The organism is Cupriavidus sp. CPT47-8839-RL05A, from assembly GCF_058792255.1.
The window spans coordinates 97,209-116,754 of sequence record NZ_JBYTEG010000022.1; the positions used below are offsets into that span (position 1 = coordinate 97,209).

The 19,546-nt window shown below is 67.8% G+C and carries 16 protein-coding genes; 11 read left to right on the forward strand and 5 right to left on the reverse strand.

Annotated elements, in window-relative coordinates:
• Positions 1 to 420: 420 nt before the first annotated feature.
• The 7 genes from AC3WVS_RS24640 to AC3WVS_RS24670 all read left to right on the forward strand — a co-directional run bounded on the left by AC3WVS_RS24640 (position 421) and on the right by AC3WVS_RS24670 (position 10,568).
• Entirely contained in the window at positions 421 to 1,578 is a 1,158-nt protein-coding gene (locus AC3WVS_RS24640; RefSeq protein WP_010810380.1) for an acyl-CoA dehydrogenase family protein, read from the forward strand.
• Between the two features lie 325 nt (positions 1,579 to 1,903).
• Positions 1,904 to 3,286, forward strand: a complete 1,383-nt coding sequence (locus AC3WVS_RS24645) for a TolC family protein (protein WP_492320706.1) — start codon at positions 1,904 to 1,906, stop codon at positions 3,284 to 3,286.
• Positions 3,287 to 3,340: 54 nt separating this feature from the next.
• A complete protein-coding gene (locus AC3WVS_RS24650) occupies positions 3,341 to 4,540 on the forward strand; it encodes an efflux RND transporter periplasmic adaptor subunit (protein ID WP_492320707.1) in 1,200 nt (399 codons plus the stop codon).
• Positions 4,541 to 4,553: 13 nt separating this feature from the next.
• Positions 4,554 to 7,676: an efflux RND transporter permease subunit gene (locus tag AC3WVS_RS24655; RefSeq protein WP_492320708.1), complete on the forward strand. Its 3,123-nt coding sequence runs from the start codon at positions 4,554 to 4,556 to the stop codon at positions 7,674 to 7,676.
• Positions 7,677 to 7,995: 319 nt separating this feature from the next.
• The gene (locus tag AC3WVS_RS24660; RefSeq protein WP_492320709.1) at positions 7,996 to 8,604 is read left to right on the forward strand and encodes a hypothetical protein; all 609 of its coding nucleotides are present in this window, start codon (positions 7,996 to 7,998) and stop codon (positions 8,602 to 8,604) included.
• Between the two features lie 102 nt (positions 8,605 to 8,706).
• On the forward strand, positions 8,707 to 8,910 hold the full coding sequence (locus AC3WVS_RS24665; RefSeq protein ID WP_454750397.1) for a CsbD family protein: 204 nt from the start codon (positions 8,707 to 8,709) through the stop codon (positions 8,908 to 8,910).
• Between the two features lie 239 nt (positions 8,911 to 9,149).
• Complete coding sequence (locus tag AC3WVS_RS24670; RefSeq protein ID WP_492320710.1) at positions 9,150 to 10,568, forward strand: sensor histidine kinase; 1,419 nt, start codon at positions 9,150 to 9,152, stop codon at positions 10,566 to 10,568.
• 53 nt (positions 10,569 to 10,621) lie between these two features.
• On the opposite strand, the gene AC3WVS_RS24675 is transcribed toward AC3WVS_RS24670, so the two are convergent.
• The gene (locus tag AC3WVS_RS24675) at positions 10,622 to 11,119 is read right to left on the reverse strand and encodes an acyl-CoA thioesterase (protein ID WP_010810373.1); all 498 of its coding nucleotides are present in this window, start codon (positions 11,117 to 11,119) and stop codon (positions 10,622 to 10,624) included.
• Positions 11,120 to 11,446: 327 nt separating this feature from the next.
• Here AC3WVS_RS24675 and AC3WVS_RS24680 point away from each other — a divergent pair, with 327 nt between their 5' ends.
• From AC3WVS_RS24680 to AC3WVS_RS24695, 4 genes are all read left to right on the forward strand, one after another.
• Positions 11,447 to 12,253 carry a GntR family transcriptional regulator gene (locus AC3WVS_RS24680; RefSeq protein WP_492320711.1) on the forward strand — a complete coding sequence of 269 codons (807 nt, stop codon included), beginning with the start codon at positions 11,447 to 11,449 and terminating at the stop codon, positions 12,251 to 12,253.
• Between the two features lie 44 nt (positions 12,254 to 12,297).
• On the forward strand, positions 12,298 to 13,842 hold the full coding sequence (locus AC3WVS_RS24685) for an acetolactate synthase large subunit (protein WP_492320729.1): 1,545 nt from the start codon (positions 12,298 to 12,300) through the stop codon (positions 13,840 to 13,842).
• Between the two features lie 131 nt (positions 13,843 to 13,973).
• Positions 13,974 to 14,366 (forward strand): Zn-ribbon domain-containing OB-fold protein, encoded by a 393-nt coding sequence (locus AC3WVS_RS24690; RefSeq protein ID WP_051591783.1) that lies wholly within the window; start codon positions 13,974 to 13,976, stop codon positions 14,364 to 14,366.
• A 4-nt stretch (positions 14,367 to 14,370) separates the two neighbouring features.
• Positions 14,371 to 15,543 carry a thiolase family protein gene (locus AC3WVS_RS24695; RefSeq protein WP_492320712.1) on the forward strand — a complete coding sequence of 391 codons (1,173 nt, stop codon included), beginning with the start codon at positions 14,371 to 14,373 and terminating at the stop codon, positions 15,541 to 15,543.
• Between the two features lie 178 nt (positions 15,544 to 15,721).
• Here the strand turns inward: AC3WVS_RS24695 and AC3WVS_RS24700 are convergent, their stop codons facing one another.
• The 4 genes from AC3WVS_RS24700 to surE form a co-directional block, all read right to left on the reverse strand.
• The gene (locus tag AC3WVS_RS24700) at positions 15,722 to 16,132 is read right to left on the reverse strand and encodes a hypothetical protein (protein ID WP_035823786.1); all 411 of its coding nucleotides are present in this window, start codon (positions 16,130 to 16,132) and stop codon (positions 15,722 to 15,724) included.
• 167 nt (positions 16,133 to 16,299) lie between these two features.
• Positions 16,300 to 17,487, reverse strand: a complete 1,188-nt coding sequence (bcsZ, locus tag AC3WVS_RS24705; protein WP_492320713.1) for a cellulose synthase complex periplasmic endoglucanase BcsZ — start codon at positions 17,485 to 17,487, stop codon at positions 16,300 to 16,302.
• A gap of 357 nt (positions 17,488 to 17,844) precedes the next feature.
• Positions 17,845 to 18,507, reverse strand: a complete 663-nt coding sequence (locus tag AC3WVS_RS24710) for a hypothetical protein (protein WP_492320714.1) — start codon at positions 18,505 to 18,507, stop codon at positions 17,845 to 17,847.
• 11 nt (positions 18,508 to 18,518) lie between these two features.
• Positions 18,519 to 19,511, reverse strand: a complete 993-nt coding sequence (surE, locus tag AC3WVS_RS24715; RefSeq protein ID WP_492320715.1) for a 5'/3'-nucleotidase SurE — start codon at positions 19,509 to 19,511, stop codon at positions 18,519 to 18,521.
• Positions 19,512 to 19,546 lie beyond the last annotated feature (35 nt).

Here is a 19,546-nt window from a genome sequence, read left to right on the forward strand (position 1 = left end):
CACACCCCCCTCCCCCGGCGCCCCCCCCCCCCCCCCCGCGGCGCCCCCGGTTCCAGCCCGGCAAAGCGGCCATGCCGCTGCGCGCGTTCGAACACCGGCTCGGGCACCCGCGTCCCGATCAGCCAGGTGACGGTGCCTCCCAGTGCCACCAGTGCCAGCGCCAGGGCAATCCAGAGGACGGCTTCCATGTTCCCCGCTCCATCGAATAGGTATCTGTGCTTCCAGTATTGTGCAAAGCGTTCCGGCGGGTAAATGAAAGTTATTTCCACTTCATATCAATAAAATTGCATTCAAGCCGGCTTCTCCTTCAAACCTGGCCGTTCGGCTGCGGGAGGAAAAATCATCCTTTCCGACGAATCTCATAGACGCTGCACGGCAGACACTCAGCCGGTCACTCTCAAAAACACCAGGAGACCCCGCATGCAACGCCTGATCTTCGAAGCCGAACACGACGCCTTCCGCGAATCCGCCCGCCGCTTCTACCAGCGCGAGGTGGGGCCGCACGGCGAGCGCTGGCGCGAACAGGGCTGTGTGGACCGCGAAGTGTTCCGCAAGGCCGGCGAGCAGGGCTACCTGCTGATGTGGGCTGACGAGAAATACGGTGGCGCCGGCGTGGAGGACTTCCGCTATGAGCAGATCCTGATCGAGGAAAACGCGCGCCACGGCGACTCGGGCTTCTTCGGCACGCTGCACTCACGGCTGGTGGCGCCGTATATCGGCCGCATCGGCAACGAGGAACAACGCCAGCGCCTGCTGCCGGCGGCCGCGCGCGGCGAGTCGATCTTTGCCATTGCCATGACCGAGCCGCAGGCGGGCTCCGACCTGGCCGGCATGCGCACGCGTGCCGAGGACCATGGCGACCACTGGGTGCTGAACGGCGCCAAGACCTATATCTCGAACGGCCAGCTGGCCGACTACGTGGTGGTGGTCGCGCGCACCGATCCGGAGCGCAGCCATGGCCTTGGCCTCTTTATCGTCGAGCGCGGCATGCCCGGCTTCGAGCGCGGGCGCAAGCTGCGCAAGATGGGCCTGCACTCGCAGGACACCTCGGAGCTGTTCTTCGACAACGTCAAGGTGCCCAAGGCCAACGTGCTGGGCGAGCCCGGCCAGGGCTTCCGCTACCTGACGCGCCACCTGGCCGAAGAGCGGCTGATTGGCGCCTGCGGCTACATGGCGTCGGCGCAGGTGGCGTTCGACCTCACGCTGGACTATGTCAAGGAGCGCAAGGCCTTCGGCCGGGCCATCGGCACGTTCCAGAACTCGCGCTTCAAGCTGGCCGAGCTGCGGGCGCAGCTGGATGCGCTGCAGACCTTCGTCGACCAATGCGTGCTGCAGCACAACGCCGGCACGCTGACCGTGGAGACGGCGGCGTCGGCCAAGCTGCTCACGTCGGAACTGCAGGGGCGCATGGTCGACGAGGGCGTGCAGCTGCACGGTGGCGCCGGCTATATGGAGGAGTACCGCATCTGCCGCATGTACACCGACGCGCGCATCTCGCGCATCTACGCCGGCAGCAGCGAGATCATGAAGGAGATCATCGGCCGCAGCCTGGGGCTGGATGACCGCATGAAGGGGTAACCCGCCTGGCAGTGCAGACGGCACGGCCGGCAACGGCCGTGCCGTTTTTCATGGTTTTCCGATTGGCTGGGGTTTTCGCGCAGTTAAAGGCTTTGGTCAGCTTTATGAAAGCCGTTTGTAATGCGATTCGGTTTGAATGCGTGCGGGAGATCGTGTCCGGTGGCGTCTGATGCACCAGGACAGCAGGCGAGGGCGCACCAGGACAGCCACGCTTCGCGGCCGCATTGGCGGGATCAGGGTCGGATGAATATTTGCCGCCCTGGTGCACCGTTCGGCGAGCACGGTCGTTTACCGCAGACCGTTGTCGAACCGAGCCTGACTGACCGTGCCTTTTGTCTTTTCCCGTATTGCCGTAGGTGCCCTGCTGCTACTGGGGGTTCTGGCCCGGCCCGCGGCAGTCTTGGCCGCCGAAGGCCCCGCCGATCCGCTTCCTTCCGCTGATTCCGCAGATGCTGCCGGTCCTTGCGTGCCGCCGCCGGCGGGCGCGACGCTGACCCTGGCGCAGGCGCGCCTGGACGCACTGCGCTGCAACCGCGACATCATCGCCGCCCGCCGCGGCGTCGAAGCCAGCCAGGCGGACATACAGATCGCTTCGCAGCGGCCCAACCCGGTGCTGAGCCTGGGCGTGACCAACATCAATCCGCATGCCGGCATCGGCTCGGGCAACCTGCGCAGCAAGACCGTGGATTCCACCCTGCGCGTGGACCAGCTGATCGAGACCGCCAACAAGGGCGGCCTGCGCGTGGACGCCGCGCGCAAGGCCAGCGCGGCCGCCGGCGAAGTGGTGCAGGCGGTGGTGGCGCAGCAGAGCGCCGCGGCGGAGCAGGCTTTTTATGACGCGGTGGTCAGCCAGGAGCGCGTGGCGGTGCTCAAGGAGATGCTGGCGCTCTACGACCGCACGCGCCAGGCCAGCGAGACCCGCCTGAAGGCCGGCGACGTCTCGCGCGCCGACGTGACCAAGCTGCAGCTTGACGCGCTGCGCGCGCAGCGCGACATGCGCCAGGCTATGACCGACCACGCGCGCGACAAGGCCCAGCTGGCGCAGGCCATGGGCGTGCCCGGCACGCTTGCCGGCAACCGGCTGGTGCCGGACTGGCCGCCGCTGGATACCCCCGTGCCGCAGGTCGATCCCGACACATTGCAGCGCCGCCCCGACGTGACTGCCGCCGAGGCCCGCCTGGCCGCCGCCGCCGCCGCGCGCGACCTGGCGCGCGCCGGCCGCGTGCCCGACGTGACCGTCGGCGCGCAGGCCGAGCACTATCCGGTCTCGGCCACCAATACCAACGGCAGCGGCAACAGCTACGGCGTATTCCTGACGATCCCGCTGTACGTGCGCCACAGCAACGGCGGCGAGGCCCGCCGCGCCGAGGTGGACTACTACGCCGCGCTGGACGACCGCAACCGCGTGCTGCTGGAAGCCGGCAATGAGATGGAACGGCTGCGCAGCCAGCTCGAAGCCGCGCGCCAGTCACTGCGGCAGATGCGCGACGACGTGCTGCCCGCCGCCGAAAGCGTGGCCGGCAGCGCCGAGTTTGCCTACGGCAAGGGCGCCACCGGCGTGCTCGACCTGCTCGATGCCCGCCGCGCGCTGCGCCAGACCCGGCTCGATGCCGTCAGCGCCCAGGGCGATTACGCCAAGGCCCTGTCGGCCTACCGCGCGGCGCTGCAGACCTCCACGACCGGCACTGCGACGAGCTCGCGTCCCTGAACCGCAGTCCCAGCGAATCCAATGCACTCCCTCCTGTCACGCATGTCCCGCCGCATGTCTTCCGTCCATTTCCCCGCTGGCCTGCCCGCACGGCTTGCTGCCCTGTCCCTGTGCGCGCTGGCGCTGGCCGCCTGCGGCAAGTCTGAAGCGCCCAAGGCCGATGACGATCCCAAGGTCAGCGGCAATACCATCCAGTTCCCGGCCAGCGTGAAGACGCTGCCGGGCATCGCCGGCGAATCCGCCAGGACCGGCGGCGAGCGCATGCTGAGCCTGCCCGGCCGGCTGGTGTGGAACGAGGACAAGACCGTGCGCGTGTCGACGCCGTTTGCCGGCCGCGTCACCGAGATCCTGGTGCAGCCCGGTGCCACCGTGAAAGCGGGCCAGCCGCTGGCCAGCCTGACCTCGCCCGATTTCGGCGTGGCCCAGGCCGATGCGCGCAAGGCCGCCGCCGACAGCGCGGTCGCGGCCAAGGCGCTGGCACGGCAGCGCGAGCTGTACGGCGCCGGCATCATCGCGCAGAAGGAGCTGGAGCAGGCGCAGGCCGACGCCGCGCGCGCCGCGGCGGACCTGCAGCGCACCCAGGCGGCGCTGGCCCAGTACGGCGCGGCCGCGGGCGGCGCGGGCGCCTCAGGCATCGTAAACCAGCGCTTTGCGCTGCGCAGCCCGATCGACGGCCTGGTGGTCGAGCGCAACATCAACCTCGGCATGGAGCTGCGCCCCGACCAGCCGCCCGCCGCGCCGTTGTTCCTGGTGACCGATCCGACCACGCTGTGGGCACAGGTCGATGCGGGCGAGGCCGACCTGAGCCTGTTCAAGCCGGGCGTGGACGTGCAGCTCACCACCGCGGCCTGGCCCGGCGAGACCTTCTCCGGCACCGTGGTCAAGATCGCCGACTATGTCGATCCCACCGCGCGCAGCATCAAGGTGCGGCTGAACGTGCCCAACCCGGAGCGCCGCCTGAAGGCGGAGATGTTCGTCACCGCGAAGCTGCCGGCCGCGTCGTTCAAGGGCATCGCCGTGCCGTCCAAGGCCGTGTTCCTGGCCGACAACCGCAACTATGTGTTCGTGCGCACCGCCGCCAATACCTTCGAGCGCCGCCTGGTGCGCGTGGGCGTGACGCTGCCCGGCACCACCGAGCTGCTTGAAGGCGTGAAGGACGGCGAGACCGTGATCACCGACGGCAACCTCTACCTGCAGGACATCCTGCGCGATGCCACTGCCGTGAACGCGGCGCGTGCGTCCGAGAAGAAGTGAGGACGGCCGCCACATGATTTCGCGCATCGTCAGCTTTGCCCTGCACCAGAAGCTCTTTGTCTGGCTGGGCCTGCTTATCTTCGTCGGGGGCGGCCTGGCTGCATTCAAGAACCTGCCGATCGAAGCTTTCCCGGATGTCTCCGACATCCAGGTCAACGTCATCACGCTGTACCCGGGCCGCGCCGCCGAAGAGGTGGAGCGCCAGGTGACCATCCCCATTGAAACCGCGCTGGCCGGAACGCCCAACGCGGTGCGGGTGTTTTCGCATACGCAGTTCGGCCTGTCGTTCATGATGGTGACCTTCAACGACAAGGCCACCGACGTGACCGCGCGCCAGCAGATCCTGGAGCGCCTGCGCAGCGTGGACCTGCCCGACGGCGTGCATCCGGACCTGGCGCCGCTGTCCACCGCGATCGGCGAGATCTACCGCTTCCGCCTGACTGGCAAGGGCTATACCGCGCAAGAGCTGCGCACGCTGCAGGACTGGGTGGTGGAGAAAAACCTGCGCCAGGTGCCGGGCGTGGCCGACCTGGTCACCATCGGCGGCACCATCAAGCAGTACGAGGTCAATCCCAACCTGGCGCGCATGCGCGATGCCAAGATCTCGCTGTCGCAGCTGTTCACTGCGCTGCAGCGCGCCAACGCCAATGCCGGCGGCGGCGCCGTGGCGCACGGCCGGCAGCAGTTCCTGCTGCGCTCGCTGGGCAGCTTCCGCACCTCGGCCGATATCGCCAACGTGGTGGTGGCCGAGAACCAGGGCACCCCGATCCTGGTCAAGGACATCGCCGACGTGAGGGTCGGCAGCGCGCCGCCGCAAGGCCTGATGGGCCAGGACGACGAGGACGACATCGTCTCGGGCATCGTGGTGATGCGCAAGGGCGAGAACCCGTCGCTGGTGCTGGAGGCGCTGAAGAAGAGGATCGACCTGCTGGACGACCAGATCCTGCCCAAGGGCGTGAAGATCGTGCCGTACTACGACCGCTCCACGCTGATCGACAAGACCCTGCACACGGTGTTCGGCAACCTGGTCGAGGGCGCGCTGCTGGTGATGGCGGTGCTGTACCTGTTCCTGGCCAACGTGCGCGCCGCGGCAATCGTGGCGCTGATCATCCCGCTGGCGCTGTTGTCAACCTTCATCGGCCTGACCTGGGTGGGCATTCCGGCCAACCTGTTGTCTCTGGGCGCGATGGACTTCGGTATCATCGTCGACGGCGCGGTGATCGTGGTCGAGAACATCTTCAAGCGGCTGGGCGAGCTCAAGGCGCAGCAGATCAAGGACAGCAAGGCGCGCCTGCATGCGATCCTGCAGGCCACCACGGAAGTGGGCCGTCCGACCGTGTTCTCGATGGTCATCATCATTGCGGCGCACATCCCGATCTTCACGCTGCAGCGGCACGAGGGCAAGATCTTCGCGCCGATGGCCTACACGGTCACGGGCGCGCTGATCGGCTCCCTGATCCTCTCGCTGACGCTGGTGCCGCTGCTGTGCCACCTGCTGCTCACCAAGAACATCGCGCACGACGACAACTTCATCGTGCGCCACTGCAAGCGGCTCTATGAGCCGATGCTGGCCTGGGCGCTGGACCACAAGAAACTGGTGGTAGGCTCGGCGCTGGGCCTGCTGGTAGTGACCGTGGGCGTGGGCAAGTTCCTCGGCAGCGAGTTCCTGCCCGAGCTGGACGAAGGCTCGATGTGGGTCAGCTTCGACCTGCCGGCATCGGTCTCGACCGACGAGGCGCGCGACCAGGCGCGGCTGCTGCGCAGCGTGATCCGCAAGACCCCGGAGGTCAATACCACCATCTCCAAGGTCGGCCGCCCCGACGACGGCACCGATCCCAAGCTGATCAACACCGTCGAGATCCTGGTCGACCTGAAGCCCGAGAAGCAATGGCGCGACGGCTTCAACAAGCGCGCCATCATCGGCGAGATCGACAAGAACCTGCGCCAGCTCCCCGGCATCGAGCCCAATTTCTCGCAGCCGGTGCGCGACAACATCCTGGAGAGCATCTCGCAGATCAAGGGCCAGATCGTGATCAAGGTGCAGAGCGACAGCCTGGAGCAGAACAAGAAGGTGGCCGACCAGATCCTGGCCAACGTGCAGACGGTCAAGGGCGTGATGCGCGCCTTTATCGACCGTGACGGCGAACTGCCGCAGTACGTGCTGGAGTTCGACCGGGCCCAGGCCGCGCGCTACGGCATCAACGTGGCCGACGTGCAGGACCTGATGGAAACCGCGCTGGCCGGCAAGGCCGCGACCGAGCTGTGGGAGGGCGAGAAGCACTTCAGCGTGGCCGTGCGCCTGAAGCCGTCGGAGCGCGCGCTGCCGAACCTGCCCAATATCTTCATGCAGACCGCGGACGGCGCGCAGGTGCCGCTGTCGCAGCTGGTGACCTTCCGCGCGGCATCCGGCGCGATGAACATCAGCCGCGAGAACGGCCAGCGCACCACCTCGATCGGCATCTTTATCCGCGACCGCGACATGGGCAGCGTGGTCAAGGACATGCAGAAGCTGGTGGCGAAAAACGTCAAGGCCGACGACGTCAAGATCAGCTGGTCGGGCGAGTTCGAGAACCAGGAGCGCGCCATGGCGCGGCTCTCGATCGTGGTGCCGCTGTCGGTGCTGGTGATCTTCCTGCTGCTGTTCAATGCGTTCAAGTCGTTCAAGAGCGCCACGCTGATCATCTCGAACATCCCGTTCGCGCTGATCGGCGGCGTGTTCGCGCTGTTCCTGACCGGCATCCCGCTGTCGGTGTCGGCGGCGATCGGCTTTATCGCGCTGTTTGGACAGGCGGTGCTCAATGGCGTGGTCATGGTGACTTACTTCAACCAGCTGCGCGATGAAGGCATGCCGGTGCGCCAGGCGGTGCTGACCGGCTCGATGGACCGGCTGCGCACGGTGCTGATGACCGCGCTGCTGGCCATGCTGGGTTTGTTCCCGATGGCGATCTCGCGCGCCATCGGCTCGGAGACGCAGCGCCCGCTGGCCATCGTCATCATCGGCGGGCTGATCACCGCCACCATGCTGACGCTGATCGTGCTGCCCACCTTGTATGAATGGATGGTGGGGCGCAACTGGCCGGACGAAGAGGGCGAAGCGCCTGACGAGAACCGGTTGACGCCGTCGATTCTGGGCTGACGGCCGCCCTGCTTGACTGGCAATTTGCGCCCCTCTCCCGCGCAGCGGGAGAGGGGCGCCTTGTTCTGCGGCACGCATGCTCGCCCGCCGTCGCACACATGACGCGCTGACCGCACCATCCCCCCTCAGCAACCAGGTGCATGCCCCGCCGCGTGCCTCGCCCGCATTGCAATGTCGGAATAGTCTGACGCGCCTTTCGGAACCGGACGCCTGCTTCCCATACCCCCCCGGGCCTACTCTGTACTTACGGCATGGCCAGCAGCATAGCCGCCGGCCTCTCATGCGTACCTTTACGCAATCACCCGGAAAGGAGATCGACATGTTGAAGAAATGGCTGACCGCAGCAGTGTGTTCGATGATGGTTGCCGCACCGGCGGGATTTGCGCTGGCGCAGATGACCGCACCAACAACCACGTCCGGAACGGCTGCAACCGGGGCAAGGGCAGACTATGACGCCGCGGTGAAGCAGGCTGATGCGGACTACAAGGCTGCCTCCGCCAAGTGCAATGGCATGAAGGACAACGCCAAGGACGTCTGCAAGGCCGAGGCCAAGCGCGACCGCGATGTGGCCAAGGCCCAGGCCGAAGCCCGCCGCGACGGCACGCAGAAGGCGACCGCCAAGGCCGAGAAGACCAAGGCTGACCGCGACTATGACGTAGCCAAGGAAATGTGCGACGACAAGAAGGGCAACGACAAGGACGTCTGCAAGAAGGACGCCAAGGCCGCCCATGAAAAGGCACTGATGGCTGCCAAGGTCGACAAGGCCGCGGCGACCGGCACCAGTGCCGACGTGGCCGAAACCCGCGCCGACGCGAAGAAGGACGCCACCGACGCCGCCTACAAGGCCGACAAGGAACGCTGCGACGCGATGTCGGGCGATGCCAAGGACAAGTGCCAGGCCGATGTGAAGGCCAAGTACGGCAAGTAAGCCTTCGCGGCATCCCGCCAGCATTGGCGGGCCACGCACCGCACCACCCGCAAGGGGACGCCTCCGATGGCGCCCCCTTGCCATCGGATGAAGGAGCACGAGATGAACTGGGACCAGATCGAAGGCAAATGGGAACAAGCGAAGGGCAAGATCAAGGAGAAGTGGGGCAAGCTGACCGACGACGACATCGCGCAGATCAACGGCAAGCGTGACCAGCTTGCCGGCCGCATCCAGGAGCGCTATGGCTACACCAAGGAGCGCGCCGAGGAAGAAATGAAGGAGTGGGAACGGGACACGCGCTGGTAAGCAGTGCGTGGCAGCAAGGCAAGGCGGGACGCCAGCGGGCGTCCCGCCTTGCTGTTTGCGTGCCGCGCGTGCTCGATACCCCGGCACCCCCGGAACGAGGGGGGCGCCGGCGCGTATCGCACAGCATTAAGCGCGGATTAGCTCTGAATGCAACCGAATGATGCACGCGCCACCCGCGCAGGGCATAACATGTCGCGTCGCCGACCCTGCCATCCGCCCGGCTTGCCTTCGCGCTCCGCATGTACGCAGCCTTGCCCGCCTTCGTCTCGTCGATCTTCCTCGGTTACGGCCTCTATGTGCTGGTGACCAAGGGCGTGACGCGCGTCTCCACTTCGTTCTTCCTGCTGTGCGTGACCACCTTCGCCTGGCAGGGCACGTGGGTGTTCCTGTTCCAGTCCTCGCATCCCGATGTGGCGCTGGTGCTGGCCCGGCTCGGCTACCTCTTCATCCTGTTCCTGCCGACCACGTTCTACCACTTCATCGCCGAAGTCACCGAGAGCCGCCGCGAGCGGCCGCTGCTGCTGGCCTCGTACGGACTGAGCCTGGTGCTGGCGGTGCTGCTGCTGACCACCGACCAGGTAGTCTCCGGCTACTACAGCTATTTCTTCGGCGACTATCCCAGGGCCGGCCCGCTGCATCCGCTGCACCTGGTGCAGACGGTGCTGGTGGCGCTGCGCAGCGCCTGGCTGCTGGTGGCGGCGCGGCGCAATGCGACAGCCGAACGCCGCAAGCGCTACAAGCTGTGCCTGGTGGCGGTGGCGCTCTATTCGCTGGCGGCGGTGGACTACGCCGTCAACTACGGCGCAGCGTTCTATCCGCCGGGCGTGGTGTTCGTGGCGGCAAGCCTGGGCATCCTGGCGGTCAGCGTGGTGCGCTACGACCTGATGCATCCGTATTCGCTGGCCGCCACCGTGGCGCACGAGGTGCGCACGCCGCTGGCGACCATCCGCATGCAGGCGCAGGAGCTGGCGCGCACCTGGCCGCAGGTGCTGCACGGCTACCGGCTGGCGGTCCAGCAGGGGCTGTGCGAGGACCGCATGCGGCCCGGCCAGCTTGAGCGCGTGTCGAGCCTGGTCGGCGCCATCACGCGGGAAGTCGATGGCACCAGCACCGTGATCGACATGGCGCTGGCCTCGGTCACGCTGGAGCGGCTGGACCGCAGCAGCTTTGCCCCGCACGGCATTGCCGACTGCGTGCATGCGGCGCTGGAGCGCTACCCGTTCCAGGGCGAGGAGCGCGGCTGCGTGCAGGTGCGCGGCATCGACGCGGGCTGGCGCTTTGTCGGCTCCGACACGCTGCTGGTCTACGTGCTGTTCAATCTGCTGAAGAACGCGCTGCATGCGATCCGCGCGGCCGGCGGCGGCCACATCGACATCACCGGCGCGACCGAGGGCCAGTACCACGTGATCCGCTTTCGCGACACCGGCCCGGGCATTGCGGCCGACGTCATGCCGCGCATCTTCGATCCGTTCTTCTCCACCAAGGCGCATGGCACCGGTGCCGGCCTCGGTCTGGCCTTCTGCCGGCGCGTGATCGAGACCTTCGGCGGGCGCATTGAGTGCGAGTCGGTGCCGGCCGTGCATACCACCTTTACCCTCAGCCTGCCGCGCTTCACCGCCATGGCCGACAGCCGGCTGCGCACCAGCACCGCCGGCTGAGCCACGGCCGGCGGTGCCGGATTCAGACCCGCGCGGGGTCAGCCGCGCCTGGCTCAGCTGGCCAGTGCCGGCAGCGCCAGTTCATATTCCCTGACCCGTTCGATGATGCCCGCCGGAAAGCGCGTGATGCGCTTTTGCCGGTCGGCGAAGACGATCTGCTGGTAGCCCAGCGACACCGGCTTGCCCCCCACGCAGAAGCGGAACAGCAGGTACGCCGAGCACTGTCGCACCTGGAAGGTGTTCAGGTAGCAATCCACGCGCTGGAACGGGAACGTCTCCTCGACATACTCCTGGTGCGCGCGCTTGGTCACGAAGACGCCGCCGGCGGCCAGCAGGTTGTCGTGGATGCATTCATGGAACCACCGCTCCCGGCAAATGCCCTGCCACTCGAAATAGCGGGCGAAGTAGGTGTTCATAAAGGCATTGGAATCCTTGAGATAGATGTCGATCGCATGGTGGAAGGTCTTGTGCGAAGCGGTCTCGAACGCGTCGGGCGCCAGTTGGGCCGCGCCGCGGTTCAGGATTTGGGGGATCACGTCTCGCATCAACATAAGTTGACTCCTTGAGATGGCTGCAAGCGGCAGCCACGCCTGCCCCCGGGAAGGTTGGGGCATGGTGGCATTCTGTCCGCTTGGGCAGTGGCAAGGTGGGCGCTGAAGTGGGGGTTGCGGCACGTTCCGGCGCGTGACGCCCGGGCGACAAAATCCCCGGAATGCACGCCCGGGCCTGGCAATACCGGAGCGGCATGGATCGGCGTTAACCCGAGTAGTCTAGGTTTATAGACTTTTATATAGTCGTCCGGCCAGGACGACTCCGGGCGGCCCTCGCATCGCCCTTTTCCCCGACATTCACCGGCGTTTCCCGACCTCCCTTGCCGCATGGCAGACACCACGTCCAGCGAACTCCTCGCGCGCAGCCGCCAGCCGGTCTACCTGCAGCTGGCCACCATCTTCCGCCGCCAGATCGAAAGCGGCGCCTGGCGCGAGGGTGAGCGCATCCCGTCGCTGGAAGAGCTGTGCCGCCAGTACGGCGTGGCGCGCATGACCATGCACCATGCCTTGTCGATGCTCGATGAAGAAGGGCTGGTGGCGCGCTCGCGCGGGCGCGGCACCTTCGTCAAGGCGCCGTGCCAGGCGCGGCGGCAGGTGTCGCTGTCGACCAGCTGGGACGAGGCGGTGGCGGTGGGCGCGCAACTGGACACCGAAGCGATGGTCGAATCCGCCGGCAACGTGCCGCTGCCCGCCGATCTCGGCATGCCGTGCCCCGGTGAGCGCGCCGCCGAATACCACTTCCTGCGCCGGCTGCACCGGCTGGAAGGGCGGCCGTTCGCGGTGGGCGAGGTCTATATCGAGGCCGGCGTCTTTGCGCGCGAGCCCGAGGCCTTCCGCCAGGGCGCCTCGGTGCCGGTGCTGGACCGCTTCCCCGGCCTGTCGGTCAGCACCGCGCGCCAGCGCCTGTCGATCGTCGCGGCCGGGGCCGAATCCGCCGCCGCGCTGGCGCTTGCCGTGGGCGCGCCGGTGGCTGAGCTGCGCCGCTTTGCCTGTGTCCCGGGCGAGCGCGGCGAACTGATCGTCTACTACGCACGCATCGAATTCCCGACCGAGTTTGTCTGCCTGGATTTCGACCTGCTGGCGGCGCGGCCGCCCGGCCTGACGCCCCCAGTGCAACCAATGCCAACCTGCTGACCCAGAACCTGAGCGGAACCCGAGACATGGAAACTACCCAACCGATGAACGGCGCCGAGAGCCTGGTCAAGACCCTGCTCGCCAACGGCGTGGACACCTGCTTTGCCAACCCGGGCACCAGCGAGATGCACTTCGTCGCGGCGCTGGACCGCATCCCGGGCATGCGCTGCGTGCTGGGCCTGTTCGAAGGCGTGGTCACCGGCGCGGCCGATGGCTATGCGCGCATGGCCGGCAAGCCCGCGGCCACGCTGCTGCATTGCGGCCCGGGGCTGGCCAACGGCCTGGCCAACCTGCACAACGCGCGCCGCGCGCAGACGCCGGTGGTCAACATCATCGGCGACCAGGCCACCTACCACCGGCCGCTGGACGCACCGCTGACCGCGGATACCGAAGGCTGGGCCCGTCCGGTCTCGGTGTGGACGCGCACGGCCACGCAGGCTGCGTCCGTCGGCGCCGATGCCTCGTCCGCGGTGCAGGCCGCATGCGCCGCGCCGGGCGGGGTCGCCAGCCTGATCCTGCCTTCCGATGTGTGCTGGGATGCGGGCGGCGTGGTGGCCGCGCCGCTGCCGCCGCTGGCGGTGCCCAAGGTCTCGCCCGACGCCGTGCAGCAGGCCGCGCGCGTGCTGCGCTCGGGCCAGCCCACGCTGGTGGTGCTGGGGGGCAGCGCGCTGCGCGAGGCGCCGCTGGCCGATGCGCACCGCATTGCCGCGGCCACCGGCGCCCGCCTGATCTCGCCCATGTCCAATGCGCGCGTGTCGCGCGGCAGCGGCCGCCTGGCGGTGGACCGCGTGCCATATTCGGGCGACGTCGCGCGCGACAAGCTGGCCGGCATCCGCAACGTGATCCTGGTCGGCGCACCGGCGCCGGTGACGTTCTTTGCCTACCCGGGCAAGTCGCCGCGCCCGTACCCGGAAGATGCCGTGATCCACGTGCTGGCACGCCCGGAGGAAGACCTTGCCGAAGCGCTGGCCCGCCTGGCCGACGAGGTGGGTGCACGCAATGCACCGCTGCCGGCTGCCGTAGCGCCCGCATCCGTTGAGCCCGCCCGCGGCGCGGTCACGTCCGAGGCGGTGGCACGTACGCTGACCGCCTTGCTGCCCGAACAGGCGATCGTGGTGGAAGAGAGCATCAGCTTCGGCCGCGCCTTCTATCCGGGCACGGTCCATGCGGCCCCGCACGACTGGCTGCAGCTGACCGGCGGCGCCATCGGCGAAGGCCTGCCGCTGGCCGTGGGCGCGGCGGTGGCGGCGCCAGACCGGCGCGTGGTGGCACTGCAGGCCGATGGCTCGGCCATGTACACGCTGCAGTCGCTGTGGACCATGGCGCGCGAGCAGCTCGACGTCACCGTGGTGCTGCTGGCCAACCGCAAGTACGCCATCCTGCTGGGCGAGCTGGCGGGGGTGGGGGCCAACCCGGGCAAGACCGCCCTGGACATGCTGGACATCGGCAATCCCGACCTGGACTGGGTCAAGCTGGCCAACGGCATGGGCGTGGAGGGCGCGCAGGCCAGCGACATGGAAAGTTTTGCCGACCTGTTCCGCATGGCCAATGCGCGCAAGGGGCCGTTTGTGATCGAACTGGTGATCTGAGCGCGGCGCTTTCCGCATTCAAAAATCCAGCCTTCGGCAGATGTGAATTGTTGCAATGCACAGACTGCGGCAAGCTCATTGCCGTGCCATGGAAGGCCCATGGCGGCACCATCAAAAGTGAAGGAGACTCCATGCCCCAACAAGAAGCGGCGGTGGGTCCGGACAAGGCTTATGCGGACCAGCTCGCCGCTGGCCAGTTCCGCATCCAGCATTGCCAGGACTGCAAGCGCCACGTGTTTTTCCCGCGCAATATCTGCCCGCACTGCGGCGGCGACACGCTCGCCTGGGTCGAGCCAAAGGGTACCGGCACGGTCTACTCCACCAGCGTGATCCGCCGCAAGCCGGATGCCGGCGGCGACTACAACGTGGTGCTGGTCGACCTGGATGAGGGCGTGCGCATGATGAGCCGTGTGGAAGGCATTGCGCCCGCCAGCGTGCGCATCGGCATGCGTGTGCAGGCGCGCGTGGCGCAGGGCAAGGAAGGCGAGGCCGCTCTCGTCGTGTTCGATCCGGTGGAGGGCTGAGGCCATGAGTTTGTCCAATTTGCGTGGCAGCGTCGCCATCGTCGGGGTCGGCCAGGCGGGCCTGGGCGAGGCCCACGGCAAGACTGAAATGGAAATCCTGGTGGAGGCCGCCAAGGCTGCCGTCAGGGATGCGGGCCTGTCGATGCGCGACATCGACGGCATCGCCACCGCCAGCGTCGGCGCCAGCATGTGGGTGATGCCGGTGGCCGAGTACCTTGGCATCAAGCCCAAGTTTGTCGACAGCACCATGATCGGCGGCTCCAGCTTTGTCTCGCACATGCTGCCGGCGATGATGGCGCTCGAATCGGGCCAGTGCGATGCGGTGCTGGTTTGCTACGGCAGCAACCAGCGCACCTCCACGGTTGGCCGCGCCGGCATCTCCAAGGTGCGCGCGGTGCTGGACCCGCAGCCGTATGAGCACCCGTACAGCCCGCTGCAGCCGATCACGTCATATGCACTCGCCGCGGCGCGCCATATGCACCAGTACGGCACCACGCGCGAGCACCTGGCCGAGGTCGCCGTGGCCGCGCGCAAGTGGGCGCAGCTGAATCCGGAAGCGATGATGCGGGACCCGCTCAGCATCGATGATGTGCTCAATGCGCGCATGGTGTCGGACCCGCTGTCAGTACGTGACTGCTGCCTGGTCACCGATGGTGCCGGCGCCTATGTGATGGTGCGTGCGGACCGCGCCAGGGATTTGGCCAGGCCGCCGGTCTATGTGCTGGGCAATGCCACGGCCACGTGGCACCGCCAGATCTCGTGCATGCCGGACCTGACCGTCACGGCCGCCAAGGAATCCGGCGAGCGCGCCTTCGCCATGGCGGGGCTCAAGCCGTCGGATGTCGACGTGGCTGAGCTCTATGATGCTTTCACCATCAATACGCTGCTGTTCCTGGAGGACCTGGGGTTCTGCGCCAAGGGGGAGGGCGGTCAGTTTGTCAGCGGTGGCGGCATTGCGCCGGGCGGGCGGTTGCCGGTGAACACCAATGGCGGTGGCTTGTCATGCGTGCATCCTGGGATGTACGGGATGTTCATTACCATTGAAGCGGTGCGGCAGTTGCGTGGGGAATGTGGGGAGCGGCAGGTGAGGGATGCTGAGGTTGCCGTTGTGCATGGGAATGGGGGGACGTTGTCGAGTCAGGCTACGGCGATTCTGGGGACTGCGGCGACGGTTTAAAGGGTGGCATTGGGGGGCTGGTTCGATGTTGTCGTAGGTCGACGGCCTTGTTCCGCCCTCCTGGGCGGGACAAAAGTGACTCGCCGGCTACGCCGGCGAAACAGCCACGCTTGCTAAGGACGATAAGCGACCGTATGGCGCCACGCTACCGCATGGCATACAACAACCCCAGCCCACCTCAATCCACCAACTCAGGCCACCCCTGCTCCCCCCCTAACCCAGGCAATAGTCGCACCACATACTCATGCAACCGCGACAACTCAAACGCAATCCCATCCGGAAACCCCTGCCTCCCACCGCGCTTGTCGATCAGCAGCTCAACCAGGAAAGCATGCAAAGCCGCCGGGTTGACAGATAGCGCAGCCAATTGGTTGCCGATGCGCGCATAGCGGCGGCATAGCTCCACGGGGCGCGCTTCGGCCGGCAGCGACGCCAGCCACCGTATGGCGACGTCTGTAAGCAAGGTATCTTCCGGCGAAGGCGGGCGCCGCACGCCGCTCCAGTCAGGCTCGGCGTGCACTGGCGGCGCGCCGTCCAGCACCTTCTTTGCTTCCTCAACGGTGACGAATTCAAAAGAGAGGGGTTCCATGCCGGCTCCGGGATCAGACCAACGCGCACCGCTGCGCATTAACGCGCATTCTAGCGATTACGGCGCTTCGCTGGCTATCTTGATAGCCATGCCAGCCTCGGCCTCCGTGCGCCTTCTTCGCTAGCGCCTGCCGGCCGCGCCAAACAGCGCGGGCATGAACGTGGCCGTCAGCGCGCGGGGCATCCGGTCTTCCATGCGGGGACGAGCGCGCCGTCGCGCGCGAAGCGGAACTGGCCGTCGAGGTAGCCCAGGCCGAACAGCGTCAGCACCTGCGTGTAGTAGCCGGGCGGCTCGCGCTGCGCCAGTTCGCGCGTGCGGCGCGCTTGCGCGCTGGCCTGGCCGGCGCGGCCGAGCGCGGCCAGGAAGGGCGCCACCGCGGCGGAGAAACCGCCGTTGCCTGCGTTGGGGCCGGGCTGGCCGGTCTGCGTATCGACGCGTTCGGGCGGGAAGCCCTTGGCCGCCACGTAGTCCGCCAGCGGTGTGAAGGTGCGCAGCAGCGCGGCGCGCTGGGGCTCGTCGCTGGCCAGCATGCCGGCCCACAGGTAGACGCGGATCGCGTTGTAGGCGCTTTCGGCGTGCGTTTGCGCATCGGGCAGGAAGCCACGCCCGGTCTCGTATTCCACCCAGTCCGGCGCGAAGCCGCGCGGTGCGGTGTCCAGCATCAGCCTGGCCGAACTGGCCACCAGTTGCTGCCAGGCCGGTTCATCGGGCAGCAGCGTGGCCAGCCGGCGCATGACCTGCATCGGCACATAGCTTGGGTTCAGGCGCCAGCGGCGCTCGCTCAGCTTGAACCCCTGCGCGCCGGGCAACACGGTGCGGCCCAGGCTCGGCAGCACCGCCGTTTCCTCGCGCAGGATGCGCCGGGCCATCAGCGTGCCGAGCGCGGTGAAGCGCCGCTCCTGCCAGAGCCGGCCGGCTTCCAGCAGGGTGTAGGCGAGCCACAGGTCGGCGTCCGAGGCCGGGTTGGCATCGATCACGCCCCAGCTGTCCGCGGCCTTGCCTGCCGATTTGGCCTGCTCCGGCGGCAGCCGTCCCCAGATCCAGGCCGGCAGGTGCGCGATCAGGTCGCCCTGGGCGAGGTTGTTCTCGGTCCAGGCAAGCAGCTTGTCGAAGCTGGCGCGGTCATTGGCCGCGAGGGCAAAGAACAGGCCGTAGGCCTGGCCTTCAGACACCGTGGCCTGGTTCTCGGTGCTGGCATCGATCACGCGGCCGTCGGCGCTCAGCAGGGTTCGCCTGAAGGCATCCCAGTCCGCCCACTTGCAGGCCGGGGCGCCGGCAGCCGTGGCGGCCAGCGAGGCACAGGCCAGCGTACCGGCGAGCAGCCATCGGGTCAGGCCCGTCAGCGTGCGCCGCATGTCAGCTCCCGTTGCGCCGTGCCGCCAGCTTGCCGGGCGTCCAGAACAGCGACAGCGCCACCACCAGCCCCGCCATCACCCCGGCGATCGCCATCAGGCCGGGGAAGGCCGAGACCCGCACCCAGATGGCCGTCGATGGCGGACACCGGCGCCACCGTCACGCGCAGCGACGGCAGGCCGGTCCACTTGCCCATATGCCCGAAAAGCACCGCGCGAGCCACATTTCCTCCGGGTCTAAAAAAAAGATTCAGGGGTGATATAAAAAGCAGAAACGCCGCCCCCTGGCAAGGGGGCGGCGTTTGCGGTTGGCAAACCGGCCGCTTCAGGCTGCCTGTTGGCGGCGCAGCGGCAACCGCCTCACCCGCAGGTTCCGTCGGCCGCGCACACGCCGCGCACCACCATCTCGCCCATGAAGCCCATGGAAGCCTGGTCGGCAATCGCGTCGCGCAGCGCATCCAGCGCGGCGTCATGGGGATCGCTGGCATTGCCGGCCTCCAGCGGCGTGTCATGCCAGCGCCGGGGTAAGGCAGCGGGGTCGATATCGACCCCGGCGCCTGCCGCCAGCGCGGCCAGCACCGCGGCTTCCGCTTCGGCCATGGCGTCGGCGGACAGGTCCCTGGCGCGCGCCTGCCCGAAACTGTCGAACGCCTGTTCCGGCGGCCCGCCAAACAGCTTCCACAAGGCCAGTTCGGTCAGCGGTGAGCAGTTCACGGTGCGCCCGCCCAGCACCAGGCCATGCAGCCGCAGGCGGTTCGGCTCGCCCTGCGCAAGCCCGCCCTCGCAGCGCACCATCAGCGCCCCGCCCGGCACCTCGGCCAGGCGGAATGCGCCCTTGGCATCGGTGGTTGCGTTGCGTACTTGCCCTTGCGCATCGCGCAACTGCACGGTGGCGCCTGCCAGCGCGGCGCCGACGGCAGCCGTGCCGCTCACTTCCGGCGCATGGCCATCCCCGCATGCTGCGACCGCCGCGACCCCGCATGCAAGCACGAGGTGGCGCCAGGATCGAAGGTCCTTGCCCATGGTTGCTCCGCCTAAGGTGCCAGGGTGGCCAGCTCGCGGCGCGAGCGGTTGAACAGGCCGCGCGCCAGCGGCGTCGGGCGGAAGTCGACGTCAAGCGCCGAGATCGTGATGAACTTGGCCAGGAAGGCCGGCGTCTCCGCGATCCGCGCCAGCGCTGCCGCTTCGGTCTCCGGTGCGCCCACGTCGATCGATACCGTGTTGTCGGCATTGCGCTTGTAGGCGGTGGTAAAGGAATCCACCGTGCCAGGCGTGGTCAGGCGCACGCCGGCAGGGGTTCCGCCGGCAGCGATCGGGTAGTTGATGCTCAGCGGGTGGGCCACCGGCAGCAATGGCTGGCCGGCTGCGCGCGTGGCTTCCAGGCTGGCAATCACGCGGGCCAGGAAGGCCCCGGCCTTGGGGAACGCGGCCACGGTGCTGCCGAAGCCGGTGCGTGCTTCGGTAAAGTCCACGCCAACGCTCAGCGCGATGCCGGGCACGCCGCGGCGCGCGGCGAACAGCACGTTCATCACCGTGCCCGAGTGCGGAATGGAGTCCGACAGGTTCTCGCCGAAATTGGCCCCGGAGACGACCAGGTCCGGCGTGAAGCTGCTTTCCGGCCCGACGATCTTCAGGCCCATGGCGGTGGCGTCAACCGGCGAGCCGCTGCCCAGGTAGTCCGGGTTGGTGGCATTGAGCGCGCCGCCTGCGACGAAGGTGGTCTTGACCCGGTGCACGCAGAAGGTGTCGGCGCTGCCGGCGAGCGGATCGACCACCAGCCGGGTGCGCCCGTCGGGCACGGCATAGGCAGCGCCCGAGCCGCTCTGGTTGCTGGCCGGCCCGACCGTGATGACGCGGTGGCCGGCGTCCTGCAGGGCCTTGCGGACCGCGGTGATGCCAGGTGCGGCGCAGCCGTCGTCATTGGTCAGCAGGATATTGAGCGCGTGCGCGGGGCTGGCCGCGGCGGCGAGTGCCGCGGCCGCGATACCGAGGGTAGCGAGCCGCAGGCGGGTGGGAAGTCGAAGCATGGGAACCTGTCTCCATTCTCTGGTGCGTGATGAAA